Genomic DNA, 18,683 nt, shown 5'->3' with positions numbered 1-18,683 from the left:
GCATCTTCGACGTGAGATCTACCCCTGGGTTCCTGGTGTTACCTGAAAAGAACCGAACATCGGATCAGCCGCCTCCGCCGCACCCGCCACCGCAGCCGCCGCCCCCACCGCCGCCACCGCAGCTGCTGCTTCCGCTTGAACACGAAGAAGAACCGACCGAACACGTGCTGTTGCCACTGCTGCTGTAGCTGCCGGAACCGGAGGAGGCGAGCAGTGAGGTGCGCACCGCCAGATCCGGATAGACGAGGAGGCCGCCGAACAGGACCGCGCCGGCCGCGCCCGCGTACATGACCTCGTCCACGCTTCCCGCCGACCTGGTGCTCGTGGTGCGAGCGCCGTCGAGCACGCGGTTGCCCTTGCTGGTGCGGACGTGCTTGCCGCGCCGCGTGAGAAGCAGGATCAGCAGGCCCGCGATGACGAGCTGCAGCATGAGCCAGCCGACGTTCGCGCCGATCGCGAGGCCGTTGACCCAGCGTGCGATCCCGATCACGAGCAGCACCCACAACGCGATGGATCCCTTGCGCAGAGCGCTTCTCGCGACGGCAGGGTCGACCACGAGGCCCATGTCCTGCAGGCGCTGCCCGATCGCCGTGACCACGCCGTCCGCTGCGACGGCGGGGATCATCAGGTTGACGGTGCGGTTGGTGTAGCGCTGGCAGTCGGTGATGACGGCGCGGTCCACCTGGTTCAGCGACTTCGTGGTGGAAGTGACCTGAACGGTGCCACGCCGTGAAGTCCTGAGCTCACCCGCGGTGAGCAATCGCGCGATGGACGTCTCGACCACGCGCCTTGGACCGCCCGCAAGATATGCGAGCTCGTCCATGTCGAGGGAGCGCACGGGCTGGGTGCTGTGACCCGCCCGCACGCGTACCCGAACGACGATCGCGACCAGCACGGCGAGTGCCAGCCCGATCCAGTACAGCTGAAGGAACTCCGGTCCGGACAATCCCCAAGGCCTCTGCATGCGACCCACCCCCTGACTGCCCCGAAAGTGCTTCGGTGGGTCAATGGTGTGGTCCGCGCCACAGCCTCACAAGGCTTGTTGACGAAGCCTTAGGGTTGGCCGCTTTCTGTCACTGCTCTGCGCCTGTGGCTAGCTCGACGAGCCGCCGTCGACACCGCTGGAGCCTTCGCCGTCGGTGCCGCGCAGGACGATGCGGAAGTTCATGGTGCCTCCCAGGTCGGTCCGGATCCTTGGTGACCGGACTGAGGCTCAGTCTCCTATTCGGACGGAACGAGTTTCAAGGAGACGGAGTTGATGCAGTAGCGCTGGTCCGTAGGGGTGGGATACCCCTCACCCTCGAAAACATGCCCGAGGTGGCTGTGGCACGTGGCGCAGAGCACCTCGACGCGCTTCATGCCGAGCGCCCGGTCCTCGCGCAGGATCACCGAGTCACCGGCCAGCGGCGAGAAGAACGACGGCCAGCCGCAGTGCGAGTCGAACTTGGTGTCGCTGCGGAACAGTTCGGCTCCGCACGCACGGCACTCGTAGAGGCCCTCGGTCTTGGTCTCGGTGTACTCGCCGGTCCACGGACGCTCGGTGCCGGCCTGGCGCAGCACCGCGAACTCGGCGGGGTTGAGCTGGGCGCGCCATTCCTCTTCGGAACGCACGACCTTGGGGGTGGTGCCGACAACAGGTTCCATGTCTCTTTATAACTCCGCGGCGCCTTCAGGGCTTCCCGGCGGGGGTGTGGCCTGCGGCGCCGTAAGGCCCCGTTAAGGACTCGTTCTCGTTTGGAATCAGAAGATGATGGCGAGGATGTCGCCCAGCGCGAACCAGATCGTGAGGAGCACGCCCAGCAGGATGAGCCCCACGACGATGACGGCGACGAGCCGCTGGTGCCCGGTCGTGCGGTTCGCCGAGTCGGCGAAGTCCTGCACGCCGTCCAGGTAGCCCTCGACGGTGAAGCCGGGGCGTTGCCGCTTCATCTTGTCGAGATGGTCGGCGAACGCCTTCGTCTCGGGATCGTGTGGGTCGAGGCCGATCAGTTCCTCCTGGAACTTCTCGTTCTCGTCCTTCGAATCGCCCATAACTCCCAGCTTAGTGGCTGGGGGAGGGGATTCCGGTGTGCCGGGCGTTCACCGCTGAAGTGACGGTCAACTCGCGAGCGCGAGGGACGGCTTGACGGCGCCGACCGCCCGGCCGTGCCCGAGAACCGGCACGGTGGCGAGGTCCTCGACCTTGCTCACGTCCACGCCGAGCCTCTTGAGCACCGCGACGATGACGACCGCGCGGGCGCGCGACGAGCCGTCGGCGATCTTCAGCGCCACGCCCTCGCCGGTGGGCAGGCCGACCGCGTAGACGCCCTCGGCGCCGTCCTTGGCGATGACGCCGGGCAGGGCGTCCATGAGAACGGTGACGTCGCGGCCGGTGCCACCGACCCACTGGGGGAAGGTGCTCATGGCGGTGGCGACGCGGTGTTCGAGGGTGCCGGGGGCAGCGGCGGCGAGACGGCCGAACGCGCGGGCGAGGCCGGTGAGGCTGATGGCGAAGATCGGGGCGCCGCAGCCGTCCACGCCGACCTGGGCGACGGGCTCGCCGGCCACGTCCTCGATCGTCTGACGGGTCGAGACCTGCAGCGGGTGCGTGGGGTCGAGGTAGCTGTCGGTGGGCCAGCCGTTGACGACGCAGGTGGCGAGCATCGCGGCGTGCTTGCCGGAGCAGTTCATGTACTTCGGGGCGGCGGCGAGGCCCTGCGCGAGGTGCCGGGCGCGGGCCTGGTCGCCGAGCGGCAGGTCGGGGGTGCACTGGAGCGCGTCCTCGGTCAGACCGGCCGAGGCCAGGATCCGCAGGGCGCCGTCGACGTGGAAGTCCTCGCCCGAGTGCGAGGCGCAGGCCAGGGCGAGCAGTTCGCCGTCGAGGTCGAGACCGCCGCGGAGCATCGCGAGGGCCTGGAGCGGCTTGTTCGACGAGCGCGGGAACGCGACGTCGCCGGGGCGGCCGACCGACAGCACCGGGGAGCCGGACGGATCGGTCGCGACGACGGTGCCGTGGTGCACGGACTCCAGGAAGTCGCCTCGCCAGACCTCGGCCACCACTTCGTGTCCCATGTCGCCCCTCCCGCTCAGATCCCGAGAAACTGCCAACTGTCGACAGTTGACACGTTCGCTAGTTTAGCGGGAGGACGGCCGGTGCCGTCCAGATCAGGAGACGAAGGTGACACCCCCGACGCCCCTGCACCTCAGTCTGGCCGGGCAGGCCGTGGACGTGCTGCGAGAGCAGGTGCTCACCGGGGAGATCACTCCGGGCTCGCGGGTCAACGAGGTCGAGGTGGCGCAGAAGCTCGGCATCAGCCGCGGGCCGTTGCGCGAGGCGATCCGGCATCTGGCCTCCGAGGGCCTCCTGACACTGGTTCCGCACCGGGGCGCGTTCGTGCCCGACGCCAGTCCTGATGACGTCAGGGCGTTGTTCGAACTGCGCACCGCACTGGAGTGCGCGGCGGCGGAACTGGCGGCGTCGCGGCGGACCGATGTGGATCTCGTGCGGCTGCAGGAGGTCTGCGCGGAGAGCCGGCGCAACTACAAGGCCGGGCAGCCGTTCCCGTACCGGCTGGACCTCGCGTTCCACCAGACGTTGCTGCACGCCGCTCGCAGCCCGTACATCTCCGAGCAGGTCCGGCTCGTGCAGCAGCGCGTGGTGCTGCTGCGCAGTGCGCTGGCGGACGACCCGCCGCACCAGCACGCGTCGATGGACGACCACGACGAACTCGTGCGGGCGATCGCGGACGGTGACGCGGCCAAGGCGTCGACGGTGATGCGCAGGCACCTCTCTCGGGTGTGTGCGCAGATGTTGACGAGTTTGACCCACTAACTTCAGTTACATGATGTTCGGCGCCCGGCTCGTGCAGCACCGCAAGAACGCCGGGCTCAGTCAGGAAGAGCTCAGCGAACGGTCCGGTGTCAGCGTCCGCGCCATCAGCGACATGGAACGCGGCCGCGCCCGTTCCCCGCAGCGCCGCACGACCGAGGCCCTGCTCGACGCGCTGGACCTCGACGAAGCCGGCCGCGCCGAACTGCGCTGCCTCGCCAGGACCGGCCGGGTCGCGCTGGGCAGCCCGGTCTGGTCCCCGGTCTGGTCGTTGCCGATGTACGTCGCGGACCTCGTCGGCCGGGACGCCGAACTCGACGCCATCGCGAACAAGCCCAACGGGCTCGTGGTCGTCCATGGTGCCGCGGGAACCGGTAAGACCAGCCTCGCCGTGAGGGCCGCCCATCTACTGGAGGGCCGCTTTCCGGACGGTCAGCTGCTCATCGACCTGGAGAGCTCCGCACAGCCGCTCCAACGGTTGCTCAAAGACCTCGGAGTGCCCGCCGAACACGTGCCCGAGGACGTGAACGGCCAGACGCGGCTCTACCGGTCGTTGCTCGCGGACAAGCGCCTTCTGCTCGTGCTCGATGGCGCGCGCACGGAGGAGGAGATCCGCACGCTCCGAGCCGATCCGGGCTGCCTCACGATCGTCACGTCCCGGCACAGGCTCGCCGGGCTGGCGGGTGCCACCTGGATCCGGCTGGGCGGGCTCACCGAGCCGTGCGCCCTCGAGTTGCTCGCGTCGATCATCGGTGCGCACCGCGTCGAGGCCGACCGCGAGACCGCACGGGAACTCGTCCGGCTGTGCGGGATGTCGCCACTCGCGCTCAGGATCGCGGGCAACCGGCTCGCCAGCCGTCCGCGCTGGCCCCTCGGTCATCTCGTCGAGCAGATCGAGGAACGCCGGCTGGCCGCGCTCACCGCGGGCGATCTGGACGTGCGTGGCGCGTTCGAGGTGTCGCTGGCGCACCTGCCCGAGACCGCGCGGCTGGTGTTCCGGCGGCTAGGGCTGCTCGTCGGCACCCACGTCACCCCTGCGCTCGCCGCCGAACTGACCGGCCTGTCCGTCACCGAGGCCGAACAGGCCCTGGAGGAACTCACCGACGTCAGCCTGCTCGACCCCGACGACCAGGGCTACGCGATCCGCGGCCTCGTCCGGACGTTCGCCACCGGCCTGATCGACGCCACCGACGACGACGCCGACCGCAGGATGCTCGCCTGGCTGCTGGAGACCACCGTGGCCGCCGGAGTCCTGTTCGGACAGACGGGCGACGCGCGGCGAGTGAGGCCGCGAGGCAGGGCTTTCCCCGACGTGGCAACGGGAAGGCGCTGGCTGGACGAGCACCGCGACCTGCTGCCCGAGATCGTCGAACGGGCGCAGGCCAGGGACCTGCACGACGAGGTGGCCCGTGCGGTGATCGCACTCTCGCACTACGCGGCCATCGAACCGGGCCTGGTCTGGGAACGCGTCTACCGCCTCGCCCTCGCCTCCGCCCGCGAGCCGTGGCAGGAGATCGTCGTGCGCGGCCAGCTCGGCTGGGTGCTGTTCGACGTCGCCGGCCGGTCGGGACCCGCTTTGGAAGTGCTGACCCACGCGGCCCGCGTCGCCGAGGAGTCGGGGGAGACCGGGCACCTCGGCTGGGTGTGGCTGATCGCGTCGGCCGCGCACAGCGGGCTCGGCCACTTCGACGAGGCCGAACGCGTGTGCCTCAAAGCGATCGACTCGATGCACGAGCCCATGGACGAGCACTACGCACGGTCCGTGCTGGGCGTGCTGTGGCGGTCGATGAACCGGCCCATCGCCGCCGTGACCGCACACGAGGAAGTAGCGAAGGAACAACGCGCCTACGCCAACACCATCTACGAACTCTCCGCGCTGGGCCGCACGCTCGGATGGCTTGGCCTCGCGCTGATAGACGTCGACAGGCCCGATGACGCCGTTGTGGCACTGACCGAGGCCGAGGGCGTCTACAAACGCGCGCAGATGGCGTCCTGGCTCGCCCGAACGTTGTGGCACCGCGCCCTCGCCCACCGCGCGGCGGGCCGGCTCACCGAGTCCGACGAGGACCTCGGCCAGGCGCTCGCCGGGTTCCGCGCGATCGGCGACGGCCTCGGGGAGATCGAGATCCTGCGGGCGCTCGCCGGCAACGCCGAGTCACGGGGTGACCACAGCGCGTATCAACATCATCTGCGAGACTCGCTCGCGGCGTGCGAACGGTGGGACACCGACGCGACGCGCGAGATCGCCGCCGAGGTGCGGGAGCGCTTGTCCGGAGGGTGAGGGGATGCGGGCGACCACCTTCAGCGAGTTCCTGCGGTTCTACCGGCGCCGGGCGGCCCTCACCCAGGAGAACCTCGCCGTGCGCGCCGGCCTGGGCGTCCGCACGCTGAGCGATCTCGAACGCGGCCGCGTGCACACCCCGCAGGCCCAGACCGTCGATCTGCTGGTGACCGGGCTCGGCCTGGACGGTGCCGAGGCTCAGGAGTTCGTGGCGCTCGCACGGTCGTCGGAAGCCGTGCGACCACGTCCCGAACGCACCGACTGCACGCCGCCTCCGGTGGAACCGCTCATCGGCCGTGAAGCAGAGCAGCAGCACCTGGCGGAGTGCATCAGCCGTGCGGCCGCGTCGTCCGTGCTGGACGTCGTTGTCGTGCACGGACCTCCTGGCGTCGGGAAGACCTCGCTCGCGGTCGACGCGGCGCACCGGTTCGCCGGCCGGTTCACCGACGGCTGCCTGCACCTCGACCTGCGCGGCATGGACACGTCCCCGTTGTCGGCGGAACGGGCGATCGCGCGGCTGCTGCGGGCCTTCGGCGTGCCGGACGCCAAGATGCCGTCCGATCCCAGCGACGGTCTCCGCCTCTACCGGTCGATGCTGCGCGAACGGACCGTGCTGCTCGTGCTCGACAACGCCGCGAACGAGGCCCAGGTCCGGCCGTTGCTCGCCGCCAGTCCCGGTTCGCTCGTGGTCGTGACCAGCCGAAACGTCCTGGCAGGCCTGAACAGTCGCTCCCGCGTCGATCTCGTTCCGTTGCGGCACGACGGCGCCGTCGCGTTGCTCGCCGCGACCGCCGGCACCGATCGGATCGCCGCCGACCCCGAGTCGGCGGACCGGGTCGCGACGCTGTGCGGTGGTGTTCCGCTGGCGCTCGCCATCGCGGGCCGCACCACGTCGTCGTTGCGGCATCTCGCCGAGCAGCTCTCCGACGAACGCGCACGGCTCGACGTGCTCGCGACCGGCGACGTGCAGGTCCGCACCGCGTTCGAGCTGTCCTACCGCCTGCTCGCGCCCGAGACCGCGACGCTGTTCCGCAGGCTCGCGCTGATCCCCGGCCCGGACACGTCCGTCGCGCTCGCGGCGGTGGCCGCCGGGATCGACGACGCCGAGCCGGTGCTGGAGGAACTCGTCGACGCGAGCCTCCTCCGGCCGGACGTTCCCGGCCGCTACTCGTTCCACGACCTGATCCGCGACTACGCGCGCGAACGCTTGCACAGCGACGAAACCGACGTGGAGACGCACCGCCTACGCACGCGCGACTGGCTGTTGGCCACCGCGACCCGATGCGCGTCGGCGTTCCTGCCCGGCCAGGGCTCGTCGGACCTGGTCGGCGCGGGCCGCTGGTTGTCGGACGAGCTGGCGAACTGGCGCGGCGCGTTCCGGCAGGCCGTCGCCGACGGTGCCCACGAACAGGTGCTGGCGCTGGCGACGGCGATGCACTGGTACTCCGACCACCGCGGCACGGGCGAGCTGTGGCTGGAGATCTACACGGCGGGTGTCGCCGCGGCGGGGGAACTGGGCGAGCGGGAGCGGCAGGCCCAGCAGCTCAACTTCGTCTGCTGGGTCTACGTCGCGCGCCACACCAACATCCCGCTGGCTCTGCGGTGGCACGAGGAGGCGTCGCGGGTCGCGCGGGAGTGCGGCTCGGTGCAGGAGACGGCCTGGGCGCACTACTACCGGTCGGCCGTCGAGACCCGGCTCGGCGACCACGAGGCCGGCGTGACGCACGCCAGGCGGGCCGCGGAGTTGTTCCGGGAGACCGGTCAGCCGATGAACGTGGTGCTCGCGTTGTCCTACTCCGGTGTTCTGCTGCAACGGCTGGGCCGTTTCGCCGAGGCGGTCGAGACACACCGGGCGTGCGTCGAGGAGGAACGCGCGTTGCGCGGCAACGAGCGCGGCGTGGCGTTGGAGAACGCCGCCCAGCTGGTGCTGCGCCTGGCGGACGCGCTGGTCGCGGCAGGCGATCACGCGGAGGCGCTCGAGGTGGTGGCGCTGGCCGAGGAACTGACCGGGCGGGGAGCGGCGAACCTGGTGTCGATGGCCCGGCACACCCGCGGTCACGCGCTGGCCGCCGCCGGACGGCTTGCCGAGGCGCGGGACCAGCTGGCCAGGGCCGTGGAGGCGCTGTCCGACCCGGAACTCAGGGTGTCCGTGCTGATGGAGCTCGCCGGGCTGTGCGACCGCATGGGCGACCGCGACGCGGCGATCGGGCACCGGGTGCGCGCGCTGGCCGAGTGCGAGGGCTACGAGTCGCCCGGCATGACCAGGCTGCAGCACGACGTGGCGGACGCGCTCGGGATCCGGTCAGCGTAGGACGGTGCTCAGGAACGCGTCGGCGTCGAACCGCTCGGTCCCCGCCGGCACGAGCCGCCAGGTGGCGTCGAGGAACTTCCGCAGGGTGCCCGCGGGCACCCGGAACACCGTCATGTGCCGGTCCGAGACCAGCTCCAGCACCAGCACGCGGCCCGAGTGCGGCCGCAACCGCACGTCGCCGTCGCCCGTTCTCCTGCTCACGCCCTCGGCGAGCAGGTCTCTGCCCATGACCCAGGTGGCGACGGAGCCGCCGGAGCGGAACTTCATCGTGACCGCGAAGGGGTCTTCCGACCGGTAGAGCAGCTCGGTCTCGACCGGGGCGGTGGAACCGTTCGGCCGGACGAAGTCGAAGACGGTGCGTGACGCGACCCGCATCGGGACTCCCTGAAGTGTTCGCCATGGGTACTTAAGACATCACGTAATGGGAACCGAATTGGTTCATCGTGTCCTGTTGCCATTACCAATTGATTGGTTGAATGGTTTTCGCGTTCTCCGCCGGCGCGTCGGCCGGGGACGCTGTGCGAAGGGGCAGACCTGCGGAACTTCTGCCGGTGCTTCTGCATGGTCCTGCCGGGGCGCTCACGATTTGCTGGCTGACATGGTTGCCCCACTTCGCCCCGGCCTCGTCGGCACCGCCGTGCGCCAGGCGGGTGGCCTGCTCGTGGGCCGTGAGCGGGAGATCTCCCTGTTGACGGACGCGCTGAGCGGTGGCGCCCGATCGTGCGTTGTGCATGGTGCAACTGGTATGGGTAAAAGTGCATTGTTGTCCGTTGCGTCGTCAATCGCGTTGCGCAGCGGGTTGCGGCCGGTTCGCGGTTTGCGGGCGTTGAGCGGGGTCGACAGCCACACGGTGCTGGTGGTGGACGACGTCGAGCGCCTGAGTGAGGAAGAGGCCGACCGGCTGGCGCGTTTTCGGGGCGCGGTGCTGCTCGCGGGCGACTGCGATCCGGACGATTTGTCGGTTTTCGACGCCGTGCGGGTGCCGTTGCGGCCGATCGGCGCCGAGGCCGTGGCGGAAATGATCCGGCGGCGGTTCGACGTCGAGGTCTCGCCGGAACTGGCCGCGCTGTGCCTGGAGTACAGCGGTGGCGCGCCGGGAGTGCTGAGCGATGTGTTAGAGGTTGTAACGGACGTTTCAGTCTCTGCTTTGCGCGTGATGTTCCCTGTTTTGCGAGTGCCGCGGCTGCTGCGAGCCGTGCGTCGCAGCCGGCAGGCGCTGGACGCCGACGCGGTAGCGGTCGCGCGAGCGCTTGCGGTGCTCGGGAGCACGTCGCTGGACGTGCTGTGCGAGGTCGCCGGAATGGGCTCGTTCCGCACGCTCGCCGCGTTCGAACGGCTTGTCGACGCGCGCATGGCCGTCGACGAACCGATGCGCGTCCAGACGCCTGCGCTGAGCCACGCGATCCGGCACGAGATGGTGCCCGAGGAGCGCGAACGCCTGCACCTCGCGGCCGCTCAGGTCCTGCAGCGGCGGTGTGATTCACCGGTCGTGATCGCTGAGCACGTGGTGGCGTGCGCGGAACCCGTCGGGGCGGGGTGGACGGCGCCGGTGCTGCACGGCGCGGCTCGCCTGCACCGGGCGGCTGGAAGGCCGGAACAGGCGGCGAGGTGTCTGCGCGCTGCACTGCGCGAGCCGCTGACCGGCGAGGTCGCGGCGGAGGTGGCCGTGGCGATGGCGGATCTTCATCTGCGGTGCGGGATCGCGCCCCGGGCCGGTGAGCTCGCCCGGCAGCGGGTCGCCGCCGGGGACTGGTTCGACGCGGTGGTGCTCGACTGGCAGTGCGACGAGGACCTGCTCGGCGGCGACCCGGTCGTTCCGGAAGATCCCGAACAGGCGCTGCGTGATCTTCCGGAGAGTGGCCCGCTCGTTGTTCCGTCGCTCGCTCTCGCCGGACTCGGCTTGCTGCGGCAGGGTTCCGAACAGGTGGTGCTGGAACTCGCGCCACAGCTGCGGGTTCGGCTCGTCGGGGCGGAACGGGACTGGCTGGCGGCGCTGGAGATGTGGGCGCATCGGGCCAACGGCGATCACGCCGAAGTCTCCCGGCTGATGCGCGAACTCGCTCAGGCGTCACCGTTGCGCGGCTGTGTGGCGTTGGGCGCGACGGCGTTCGTGGCGTCCTGTGTGGACGCTGGACGTCCGAGTGAGGCGCGGGAGATGTTGGTGCGGCTCGGTTACACGGGGGCGTTGCCACCGGCCTGGGCGTGCGTCTTGCTGCTGCGCGAGCGCGCCCGCATGCATCTCGCTCTCGGAGCCGCCCGGGCCGCCCTGGCCGACGCCGAACGGGCGGGAGCCGCCGAACTCGCGGACCAGGCGCGGGCGGCGCTGGCGGAACCACGGCACCGGCCGGCGCGCGGGGCGGCGTGGGACAAGCTGACGCCGCACGAGTCCCGAATTGTCCTGCTGGCGCTGGAAGGAGAGACGAACCGGGCGATCGCCGCGCGGTTCGGCGTCACGCAACGGGCGGTCGAGCTGCACCTGACCCGCGTCTACCGCAAGGTCGGGATCAGCAGGCGAGTGCAGCTCTCCGCAGTCTTTCCCGCCTAGAGCAGGCCCGAGCGCAGCGCCCACGCCACCGCGTGCACCCGGTTGCGCAGCCCGAACCGTTCGAGCAGTTGGTGCAGCGCGTACTTCACGGTCCGTTCCGAGCAGAACAGCCGCGCGGCGACCTCCGCGATCGTCGCGCCGTCCGCCAGCAGCTTCAGCAGCTGCAGGTCGCGGTCGTTCAGCACCGGGGAGCGGTCCTGCACGGCCTGGCCGCCGACGAGCAGTTTGACGAGGCGTTCGGCGTTGACATCGGCTCGCCGCAACGGAAGCGCCAGCCCGGCCTGGGCCGCGATCGACGGTGTGAGGTCGTGCACGCGGGCCGCGATCACCACGATCCTGGCGGAACCGCAGGCCCTCAGCCGTGCGGCCTGCTGCGCGCACAGCTCGTTCACCAGGGCCAGCAGCACGTGCGCGTCCGAGCGGTCCTGCACCACCCGCACGCGCGGTGTGGTCTTCAACAGGTGCGTCACGCCGGCCGCGCTGATCAGGTCACGGGACTCCACCGCCACGCGCACCGGTTCGATTCCGGAGTCCACGGTTGCCAGGGCACTACTCATGACACGATCGTGCGAAGTTTCAGCGGCCGTCCACTTCGGAAAACCGAACCGATCCGACGAGAACCTGCTGATCTTTCGCGAACGTGCGGAACTCGCCGGTCGGCCAGCGCTCGATCCGGAGCTCGTCGCCGGGCGTCACGGGCGCGGTGAACCGGGCGTGCAGCTCGGTGAAGTCCAGGCCGCTCACGGTGATTCCGAGCGTGCACAGGCCGTGCAGGATAGGTCTCGCGAACCCCGCCCGCCGCGCGAACTCGGGGTCGTGGTGCATCGGGTTGACGTCGCCGGTCTCGCGGTAGCGCAGCGCCTGGTCCTCCGTCGTCTGGAAGAAGCTGATCTCGTGGCGCTTCTCGGGGACGGTGAACTCGCGCTTCTCGCCACGCTCGCCGCCGAAACCGCCTTCGCCCTTGATGAAGCACGACGACCGCGTTGTCGCGTACTCGGACTCCCACGTGCTGACGACGAGAGCGCCCGATCCCTTGTCGTAGATGTTCGTGACGGTCTTGGTGACGACTGTGGAGCCGTGCTCGGGGAGCTTGCCGTGCAGCCACAACGACTGCTCGGCGTGCAGGACCTGGGTCATGTCGGCGCCTGTCAGCCCGAGCTGCGGGCCGCCGTGCTGCAACAACGGGATGGCGAACGCGGGGGAGTAGCCACCGGCTGCCGCCGCGTACACCTCGGCGTCGCCGGCCGACCAGGTGCGGACCTGTCGTTCGACGACGCCGAGGATGTCTCGTTGAAGCATTACCCCAGTGTGCCCCGGATGTTCGCGTGGCCCTTGAGCAGGTTGCGGGCGATCGTGCGGCGCTGGATCTCGTCGGTGCCCTCGTAGATGCGCAGCAGCCGCAGTTCGCGGTACCAGCGCTCGATCGGCAGTTCGCGGGTGTAGCCCATGCCGCCGTGGATCTGCAGGACGCGGTCGACGATCTCGTTGGCCTTGATGCCGCCGTAGAGCTTCGCGATCGACTGCGCCTGCCGCGAGTCCTGCTTCTGGTCGACGAGCCACGCGGCGTGCAGCACGAGCCAGCGCAGCGCCTCGATCTCGACCGCGGAGTCGGCGATCATCCACTGGATGGCCTGGTACTCGGCGATGGGCTGGCCGAACGTGACGCGGTTCTTGGCCTGGTCGATCGCCATCTCGACCAGCCGCTCGACGCTGCCGAGCGCGCGGGCGGGCAGCAGGTAGCGGCCCTGGCCGATCCACTGCATCGCGAGGTTGAAGCCCTTGCCCTCCTCGCCGAGGATGTTCTCGTGCGGCACGCGGACGTTGTCGAACACCAGCGCCGCGGGACCCCACTGGCCCATGGTCGGGATGGGTTCGGACTTCCAGCCCATGTCGCGGTCGACGAGGAAGCAGGTGACGCCGCCGTCGGCGCCCTTCTCCTTGTCCGTCACCGCGAACACCATCACGAAGTCGGCCTCGTTGCCCTGCGTGATGAACGTCTTCTCGCCGTTGATGACCCACTCGTCGCCGTCCCTGACGGCGGACGTGCGGATGGCCTTGGCGTCACTGCCGGCGCCGGGCTCGGTGATCGCGAAGCACGAGACGCGTTCGCCGGAGATCGTCGGCAGCAGGTAGCGCTGCTTCTGCTCCTCGTTGCCGTGGAACAGGATGTTGTCCGCGTAGCCGCCGAAGCGGAACGGGACGAAGCTCCGGCCCAGTTCGGCTTCGAGGAGCGCGGTCATCACCGCGCCCAGGCCCATGCCGCCGTACTCCTGCGGCGTGAGGACGCCGAAGAACCCGGCCTGCTTGGCCTTGTCCTGCAGCGCCTTGAGCTCCTCCTTCGGCAGCCCCGGCTGGCCCGCGCGTTCGCGGCGCAGCACCTCGGGCTCCAGCGGGATGATCTCCTTGCGCACGAAGGTCCGCACCCAGTCGCGGATCTCCTTCTGCTCCTCGTCGAGCGTGAAGTCCATTGCTTTCCTTTCAGACGAACGCGTTGATGCCGGTCAGCGCCCGGCCGATGAGCAGTTTCTGGATCTGGCTGGTGCCCTCGTAGAGGGTGGTGACACGGGTGTCCCGCAGGTACTTGCCCACCGGGTACTCGTCGATGTAGCCGTAGCCGCCGAAGACCTGGATGGCGTTGTTGGCGACCCTGACCGCGGCTTCGCTGGCGTAGAGCTTCGCCATGCTCGCCTCGGTGCCGAACGGTTCGCCCCGGTCGGCCAGGTCGGCGACGCGCCACGTCAGGAGCCTGGCGGCGTCGGTCTCCACGGCCATGTCCGCGAGCAGTTCCTGGACGAGCTGGAAGCCCGCGATGGGCTTGCCGAACTGCTCGCGCTCCTTGGCGTACTTCAGCGCGGCTTCGAGGGCACCTCGCGCGGCGCCGACGCAGCCCGCCGCGACGGACATGCGGCCCTTGTCGAGCGAGCCCATCGCGAGTTTGAAGCCCTCGTCGCTGAGCAGGGCGTCGTCGGGCACCTCGACGTCGTCGAGGGTGATCTCGGCGGTGGCCTGGCCGCGCATGCCGAGCTTGCCCTTGATCTCGGTGGCCACGAAGCCTTCGGTGTCCGTGGGCACGAGGAACGCCGAGATGCCCTTCGGGCCTGGGCCTCCGGTGCGGGCGAACACGAGCGCGACGTCGGCCCACGTGCCGTTGGTGATGAAGACCTTGCGGCCGTTGATCCGGTAGCCGTTCTCCGTCTTCGTGGCTTTGGTCGTCAGGTTGCCCGCGTCGCTGCCGGTGCCGGGTTCGGTGAGGGCGAAGCAGCCGAGCTGCGTGCCCGCGGTGAGGCCTGGCAACCAGCGCTGTCTCTGCTCCTCCGTGCCGTGTTTGGCGATCGACTTCGCGACCAGCCCGAGCGAGACGGAGATGATCCCCCTGACCGCGCTGTCGCCGCGGGCGATCTCTTCGAGCACCAGGCAGTAGGCGAGGTTGTCGCCGCCACTTCCGCCGTAGTCCTCGTCGATGCCGAGCCCGAGGAACCCGACCTCGCCGAGTGCCGGGACCAGGTCCCTGTCGATCGCCTCGTCGCGGTCCCAGCGCGTGGCGTGCGGGACGATGCGTTCGTCGGTGAACCGCCGGGCCAGCTCCCTGAGCTGCCGGTGTTCGTTCGAAAGCGTTAGATCCACAGGCCCTCCCGACTAACCGAACAGTGTTAGGTTAACTCACATGCCCCGGCCGAGCACCCCTCTGCTGAGCCCCGATCGCATCAGGTCGGTGGCTCTGGCCATCATCGACCGCGACGGCCTCGACGGCCTGTCCATGCGCAAGCTCGCCGCCGAGCTGGGAGTGCAGGCCGCGTCGCTGTACGGGCACGTCCGCACGAAGGACCAGCTGCTGAACGACATCGCGTCGTCGATCCTGTCGACGGTCGACGTGTCCGGTTTCGAGGTCGACTGGCGCGAGGGCCTGATCCGGTGCGCGCGCTCGTACCGTGCGGCTTTGTCGTCGCACCCGAACATCGTTCCTTTTCTCGCGTACGGCCCGGCCGGTCGTGAGGAGTCGCTCCAGCGCCTCGACCTGCTGCACGGTGCGTTGGTCGACGCCGGCTGGTCACGCCGCGAGGCCACGATGATCGCCGCTGGCCTGATGTACATCGTGTTCGGCTCCGCGCTGAGCTCGTTCTCCAGCGGCTTCTCCGCCGACCCCGCCGACTACACCGACCGCTATCCCCACCTCGACCGCGCCCACCTGCTGCCGGGCGTGGCGCGGGAACTGGACCGCGACAGCTTCGAGCTGGCGCTCGCGGCGTTCGTGCGCGGCCTTTAGTGTTCTGGCGTGGCTTCCAAGGCGATCGAGCTCGAGGTCGGTGACCAGCTGGTGCGGGTGTCCAACCCGGACAAGCCGTACTTCCCCGCGCGGGGCATCACCAAGCGGCAGGTGGTCGAGTACTACCGCACCGTCGCACCCGTGCTGCTGTCGGTGCTGCGCGACCGCCCGGTGGTCCTGAAGCGCTACGTGGACGGCGTCGAAGGCGAGGCGTTCTACCAGAAGCGCGTGCCCAAGGGCGCTCCCGACTACGTCGAGACCGTGCAGGTGAAGTTCCCGTCCGGCCGCCCGGCCGACGAGATCTGCCCGACCTCCGAAGCCGTGATCGTCTGGGCCGCGAACCTCGGCACGTTCGACTTCCACCCGTGGCCGGTGCGGCGCGCCGACGTCGACCACCCGGACGAGCTGCGCATCGACCTGGACCCGCAACCGGGCACCGACTTCTCCGACGCCGCCCGCGTCGCACTGGTGCTGCGCGAGGTGCTCGCCGACGCCGGCCTGACCGGCTACCCGAAGACCTCCGGCGGACGCGGCATCCACGTCGCCGTGCGGATCCGGCCGGAGTGGGACTTCATCGACGTCCGGCACGCCGTGATCGCCCTGGCACGCGAGGTGGAGAAGCGGGCGCCGACGCTGGCGACTTCGGCCTGGTGGAAGGAAGAACGCGGTGAGCGCGTCTTCATCGACTTCAACCAGGCCGCCCGCGACCGCACGATCGCCTCTGCCTGGTCGGTGCGGGGCACTCCTCGCGCGACCGTGTCCACGCCGGTCCTGTGGGAAGAACTGTCCACTGTGGACCCTGATGACTTCGACGTGCTGACCGTGCCGAAGTACCTGGAGGAGCGGGGCGATCTCCACGCCTCACTGGACTCGGAGGCGTTCGGGATCGAGACGCTGCTGGAGTGGTACGCGGCCGATCCGCGCGGGGAGATGCCCTATCCGCCGGACTACCCGAAGATGCCGGGAGAACCGTTGCGGGTGCAGCCTTCCCGCGCCCGCAAGCAGGAGTAACAGCCCACCGTTCCGAGCCGATCCTGTCTGCGTGACAGCGATCGCGACCGTCGTGGCAGACCTGGCCGAGACCGCTCTCGCGTGGGTGCGGAACTCGTCCGTGCCGATGTCCGCACTGGTGCGGCGCCGCATCTCGGACTACCTGGGCGGCCCCGACTGCGCCTCCCTGCTGGAGCTCCTCTGCCAGCTCGAACACACCGAACAGGGCGCGTTCCAGCAGGCCGCGGAACGTGCCGAACTGGCCGAGGCGTTCCGCCGCGAGTTCCAGCGCGCGGTCCACCTTGAGACTCCGGAGTCCGCCGACTTCGCGGCTTCGTTGTGGGGTGTGATCGAGCAGAACGCGCCGTTCCGCGTCCTGGACGTCCGCGACCGGATCCGGATCAAGGTGACCGGCCCCGAACGCCCGATCGCCGAACGCCTCGCTCTTGCCGTCGACATGGGCCGGCGTACCGAGTCGCGCGCCACGGGCGAGGTGATCCGTACGGCGATGGCACGTGCCCACGACCGCATGGTCATGCCGCACTCGAAGGCGGACTTCCGCTTTCCGGTCGACCAGATCTACGTGCGCCGCAGGCTGCGGCTCGGGCGTGGTTCGGTCGGCGAGGACGAGGTGGGCGACCGCCGGTTCGTCGTGGTCGGGAACCCCGGTGCCGGCAAGAGCACCTTCATCCGGCGGTTGCTGCACCGCGCGCCGCTCGTGCCGCTGCTGGTGCAGCTCAAGCAACACCAGAAACTCGCGGAGGACTTCGTCACGATCATCTCCGGGGAACTGCGGCCGCTGACCCAGCGCGTGGTGCCGCGGCGGCACGTCGCGGACCTGCTGGACGCGGGCGAGGCGCTGGTGGTCTTCGACGGACTCGACGAGGTCGGCGACATCCAGGCGCGGCGCTCGGCGGTGGCCGCGATCGAGGCGTTCGCCGCGCGCTTTCCGTTGGCGCGCATCGTGGTGACGTGCCGCCAGGAGAGTTATCCGGCGGCGAGGCTCGAGGACACGACCTTCCCGGTGTACCGGTTGCCCGACTTCGACCCCGACCAGGTCGGGCACTACGTCCGCACCTGGTTCGCCCTCGTGTACGCGGCGGGCCGGGCGGAGGCGTTCCTGCGGGACAGCGGGCATCTGGCCGACCTGAGGTCCAACCCGTTGATACTTTCGTTGCTGTGCATGCTTTATCAGAGCGAGGGCTACATCCCGGAGAACACCGCTGACGTCTACCGCGAGTGTTCCGAGCTGATGCTGGTGCGGTGGGACGCCGTGAGCCAGGTGCCGTCGGTGATCCGGTCGGTGAAGCTCGCGAAGTTCCTGGTGCAGGAGTTGGCGCAGCACTTCTTCTTCGGCCTCGGCGGGCAGGGTGATGAAGGCGAGAAGACATTGGAACGCCTGGTGGTCGCGCACCTGAGCGAGCGCGAGGAAGAGGGCGTGCAGTCGTATCACCAGCAGGCCCGGGAGTTCTTGGACTACTGCGCCGAGCGGGCCTGGGTGCTGACCCAGGTCGACACGTCCCCGGAGGGCGAGCGGCGGTTCGGCTTCACGCATCGGACGTTCATGGAGTACTACACGGCCTGCTACGTGCTGCGCACTCGGGAGACCGCGGAGGACATCGTCGAGTGCCTGCTGCCGATGATCGTCTCCGGCAGAAGCCTGGTGGTTCCTCAGATCGCCTTGCAGCTTTACGACGTGCACCGCGCGGACGGAGGTGACACCTGTGTCCGGTTGCTTCTCGAGAACGCGAAGGACGAACTCGCGGTCATCACCTTCTGCGTGACCTTCCTGGAGCACAACAGGCTTCGCCGGGCCACGACCGAAGCCCTGCTGGAGCAGGCGTTCGAACTCCTGGGGCGGACCGGGGACCAGATTCTGTTCGACGCGCTCAAAGCGGTGCGGCGGGTGAAGCGGACGCGCACCGCCAGCGTCGCGCGTGCGGTGCTGGCCAGAAGCGCACCCGGCGGCGATCTCAGGCTAGGTGCCGGGATGGTGGTCCGCGTACCTTCTGTCGCGTACGAGGTGGCGCTGGGCGAAGTGCGGCACGGGATCGAGCACCCGATGATGTTCGCGCGGGCGCACGGCCACGCGGCCTTGCTGTACGCCCGGCTACCGGGTGTGGACGGGTACGTGCCAGGTCCCGCGGTCAAGGCGATCCGTGATGGCGGGCTGGACAGCTTGGTGTTCCTGCACTTGCTGGTCTACTGGGAGGCGGTGCTGCCGATCCCCGCTTCGGTCCTGCGGGTGGTAGTCGAGGAGTTGCGCCGGCTGAACGTGCGTGGTTTCCCCGCGTCGAAGGCACCCGCGTTTCTCGCGTTCACCGCGCTGGTCGAAGCGGCATCGTCCGATCCCAGCCCGGATCTCGGTCGCCTCCTGGTCGCGCGCTGCGATCTGCCCGACGAGGCGCGATCGTTTCGTGAACTGCTGGAGCGGTGGGGGCGCGGGGAAGTGGCGCTGGTCGATCCCGATCGGTGAGTGCGCCA

The 18,683-nt window shown here is 69.6% G+C and carries 16 protein-coding genes; 7 read left to right on the top strand and 9 right to left on the bottom strand.

Annotated elements, in window-relative coordinates:
* Window positions 1-64 precede the first annotated feature (64 nt).
* The 4 genes from OG205_RS21000 to OG205_RS20985 form a co-directional block, all read right to left on the bottom strand.
* The gene (locus OG205_RS21000) at window positions 65-964 is read right to left on the bottom strand and encodes a TIGR04222 domain-containing membrane protein (RefSeq protein ID WP_330277934.1); all 900 of its coding nucleotides are present in this window, start codon (window positions 962-964) and stop codon (window positions 65-67) included.
* 257 nt (window positions 965-1,221) lie between these two features.
* Entirely contained in the window at window positions 1,222-1,644 is a 423-nt protein-coding gene (gene msrB / locus OG205_RS20995; protein ID WP_319981594.1) for a peptide-methionine (R)-S-oxide reductase MsrB, read from the bottom strand.
* Between the two features lie 96 nt (window positions 1,645-1,740).
* Complete coding sequence (locus OG205_RS20990; RefSeq protein WP_319981593.1) at window positions 1,741-2,031, bottom strand: hypothetical protein; 291 nt, start codon at window positions 2,029-2,031, stop codon at window positions 1,741-1,743.
* Window positions 2,032-2,097: 66 nt separating this feature from the next.
* Window positions 2,098-3,051 (bottom strand): asparaginase, encoded by a 954-nt coding sequence (locus tag OG205_RS20985; protein WP_330277933.1) that lies wholly within the window; start codon window positions 3,049-3,051, stop codon window positions 2,098-2,100.
* A 106-nt stretch (window positions 3,052-3,157) separates the two neighbouring features.
* On the opposite strand from OG205_RS20985, the gene OG205_RS20980 reads away from it, so the two are divergent.
* From OG205_RS20980 to OG205_RS20970, 3 genes are read left to right on the top strand one after another with little or no spacing between them, the layout of a single operon-like run.
* Entirely contained in the window at window positions 3,158-3,811 is a 654-nt protein-coding gene (locus OG205_RS20980; RefSeq protein WP_330277932.1) for a GntR family transcriptional regulator, read from the top strand.
* A 10-nt stretch (window positions 3,812-3,821) separates the two neighbouring features.
* Window positions 3,822-6,089 carry a helix-turn-helix domain-containing protein gene (locus OG205_RS20975; protein ID WP_330277931.1) on the top strand — a complete coding sequence of 756 codons (2,268 nt, stop codon included), beginning with the start codon at window positions 3,822-3,824 and terminating at the stop codon, window positions 6,087-6,089.
* A gap of 4 nt (window positions 6,090-6,093) precedes the next feature.
* Entirely contained in the window at window positions 6,094-8,400 is a 2,307-nt protein-coding gene (locus OG205_RS20970) for a helix-turn-helix domain-containing protein (RefSeq protein ID WP_330277930.1), read from the top strand.
* Here the strand turns inward: OG205_RS20970 and OG205_RS20965 are convergent.
* On the bottom strand, window positions 8,392-8,775 hold the full coding sequence (locus OG205_RS20965) for an SsgA family sporulation/cell division regulator (protein ID WP_330277929.1): 384 nt from the start codon (window positions 8,773-8,775) through the stop codon (window positions 8,392-8,394). The two genes, OG205_RS20970 and OG205_RS20965, sit on opposite strands and share 9 nt — an antisense overlap.
* Window positions 8,776-9,145: 370 nt before the next feature.
* Here OG205_RS20965 and OG205_RS20960 point away from each other — a divergent pair, with 370 nt between their 5' ends.
* Complete coding sequence (locus OG205_RS20960) at window positions 9,146-10,945, top strand: helix-turn-helix transcriptional regulator (RefSeq protein ID WP_330277928.1); 1,800 nt, start codon at window positions 9,146-9,148, stop codon at window positions 10,943-10,945.
* Here the strand turns inward: OG205_RS20960 and OG205_RS20955 are convergent.
* Genes OG205_RS20955 through OG205_RS20940 form a run of 4 tightly spaced genes read right to left on the bottom strand, consistent with a single transcriptional unit; the run spans window position 10,942 to window position 14,569 of the window.
* The gene (locus OG205_RS20955) at window positions 10,942-11,502 is read right to left on the bottom strand and encodes a helix-turn-helix transcriptional regulator (RefSeq protein ID WP_330277927.1); all 561 of its coding nucleotides are present in this window, start codon (window positions 11,500-11,502) and stop codon (window positions 10,942-10,944) included. The two genes, OG205_RS20960 and OG205_RS20955, sit on opposite strands and share 4 nt — an antisense overlap.
* Window positions 11,503-11,521: 19 nt before the next feature.
* Window positions 11,522-12,244 (bottom strand): MaoC/PaaZ C-terminal domain-containing protein, encoded by a 723-nt coding sequence (locus OG205_RS20950; RefSeq protein WP_330277926.1) that lies wholly within the window; start codon window positions 12,242-12,244, stop codon window positions 11,522-11,524.
* On the bottom strand, window positions 12,244-13,413 hold the full coding sequence (locus OG205_RS20945; RefSeq protein WP_330277925.1) for an acyl-CoA dehydrogenase family protein: 1,170 nt from the start codon (window positions 13,411-13,413) through the stop codon (window positions 12,244-12,246). Before OG205_RS20945 ends, OG205_RS20950 begins: the two co-directional genes overlap by 1 nt.
* A 10-nt stretch (window positions 13,414-13,423) precedes the next feature.
* The gene (locus tag OG205_RS20940; RefSeq protein WP_330277924.1) at window positions 13,424-14,569 is read right to left on the bottom strand and encodes an acyl-CoA dehydrogenase family protein; all 1,146 of its coding nucleotides are present in this window, start codon (window positions 14,567-14,569) and stop codon (window positions 13,424-13,426) included.
* Window positions 14,570-14,609: 40 nt separating this feature from the next.
* On the opposite strand from OG205_RS20940, the gene OG205_RS20935 reads away from it, so the two are divergent.
* Genes OG205_RS20935 through OG205_RS20925 form a run of 3 tightly spaced genes read left to right on the top strand, consistent with a single transcriptional unit; the run spans window position 14,610 to window position 18,675 of the window.
* Window positions 14,610-15,209, top strand: coding sequence for a TetR/AcrR family transcriptional regulator (locus OG205_RS20935; RefSeq protein WP_093605222.1), 600 nt, complete (start codon window positions 14,610-14,612; stop codon window positions 15,207-15,209).
* A 9-nt stretch (window positions 15,210-15,218) separates the two neighbouring features.
* Window positions 15,219-16,220: a non-homologous end-joining DNA ligase gene (gene ligD / locus OG205_RS20930; protein WP_330277923.1), complete on the top strand. Its 1,002-nt coding sequence runs from the start codon at window positions 15,219-15,221 to the stop codon at window positions 16,218-16,220.
* A gap of 31 nt (window positions 16,221-16,251) precedes the next feature.
* The gene (locus OG205_RS20925) at window positions 16,252-18,675 is read left to right on the top strand and encodes an NACHT domain-containing protein (protein WP_330277922.1); all 2,424 of its coding nucleotides are present in this window, start codon (window positions 16,252-16,254) and stop codon (window positions 18,673-18,675) included.
* Window positions 18,676-18,683: the final 8 nt, after the last annotated feature.

It is taken from the genome of Lentzea sp. NBC_00516 (assembly GCF_036346835.1).
Classification (GTDB): Bacteria; Actinomycetota; Actinomycetes; order Mycobacteriales; family Pseudonocardiaceae; genus Lentzea; species Lentzea sokolovensis.
The sequence above is the reverse complement of the archived record's forward strand: the minus strand, read 5'-3'. Positions and strand labels throughout refer to the sequence as shown.

Coding starts and splice junctions, on each gene's coding strand:
- OG205_RS21000 (WP_330277934.1), bottom strand. CDS start 964: ATGCAGAGGCCTTGGGGATTGTCCGGACCGGAGTTCCTTCAGCTGTAC.
- msrB (WP_319981594.1), bottom strand. CDS start 1,644: ATGGAACCTGTTGTCGGCACCACCCCCAAGGTCGTGCGTTCCGAAGAG.
- OG205_RS20990 (WP_319981593.1), bottom strand. CDS start 2,031: ATGGGCGATTCGAAGGACGAGAACGAGAAGTTCCAGGAGGAACTGATC.
- OG205_RS20985 (WP_330277933.1), bottom strand. CDS start 3,051: ATGGGACACGAAGTGGTGGCCGAGGTCTGGCGAGGCGACTTCCTGGAG.
- OG205_RS20975 (WP_330277931.1), top strand. CDS start 3,822: ATGATGTTCGGCGCCCGGCTCGTGCAGCACCGCAAGAACGCCGGGCTC.
- OG205_RS20970 (WP_330277930.1), top strand. CDS start 6,094: ATGCGGGCGACCACCTTCAGCGAGTTCCTGCGGTTCTACCGGCGCCGG.
- OG205_RS20965 (WP_330277929.1), bottom strand. CDS start 8,775: ATGCGGGTCGCGTCACGCACCGTCTTCGACTTCGTCCGGCCGAACGGT.
- OG205_RS20960 (WP_330277928.1), top strand. CDS start 9,146: ATGGGTAAAAGTGCATTGTTGTCCGTTGCGTCGTCAATCGCGTTGCGC.
- OG205_RS20955 (WP_330277927.1), bottom strand. CDS start 11,502: ATGAGTAGTGCCCTGGCAACCGTGGACTCCGGAATCGAACCGGTGCGC.
- OG205_RS20950 (WP_330277926.1), bottom strand. CDS start 12,244: ATGCTTCAACGAGACATCCTCGGCGTCGTCGAACGACAGGTCCGCACC.
- OG205_RS20945 (WP_330277925.1), bottom strand. CDS start 13,413: ATGGACTTCACGCTCGACGAGGAGCAGAAGGAGATCCGCGACTGGGTG.
- OG205_RS20935 (WP_093605222.1), top strand. CDS start 14,610: ATGCCCCGGCCGAGCACCCCTCTGCTGAGCCCCGATCGCATCAGGTCG.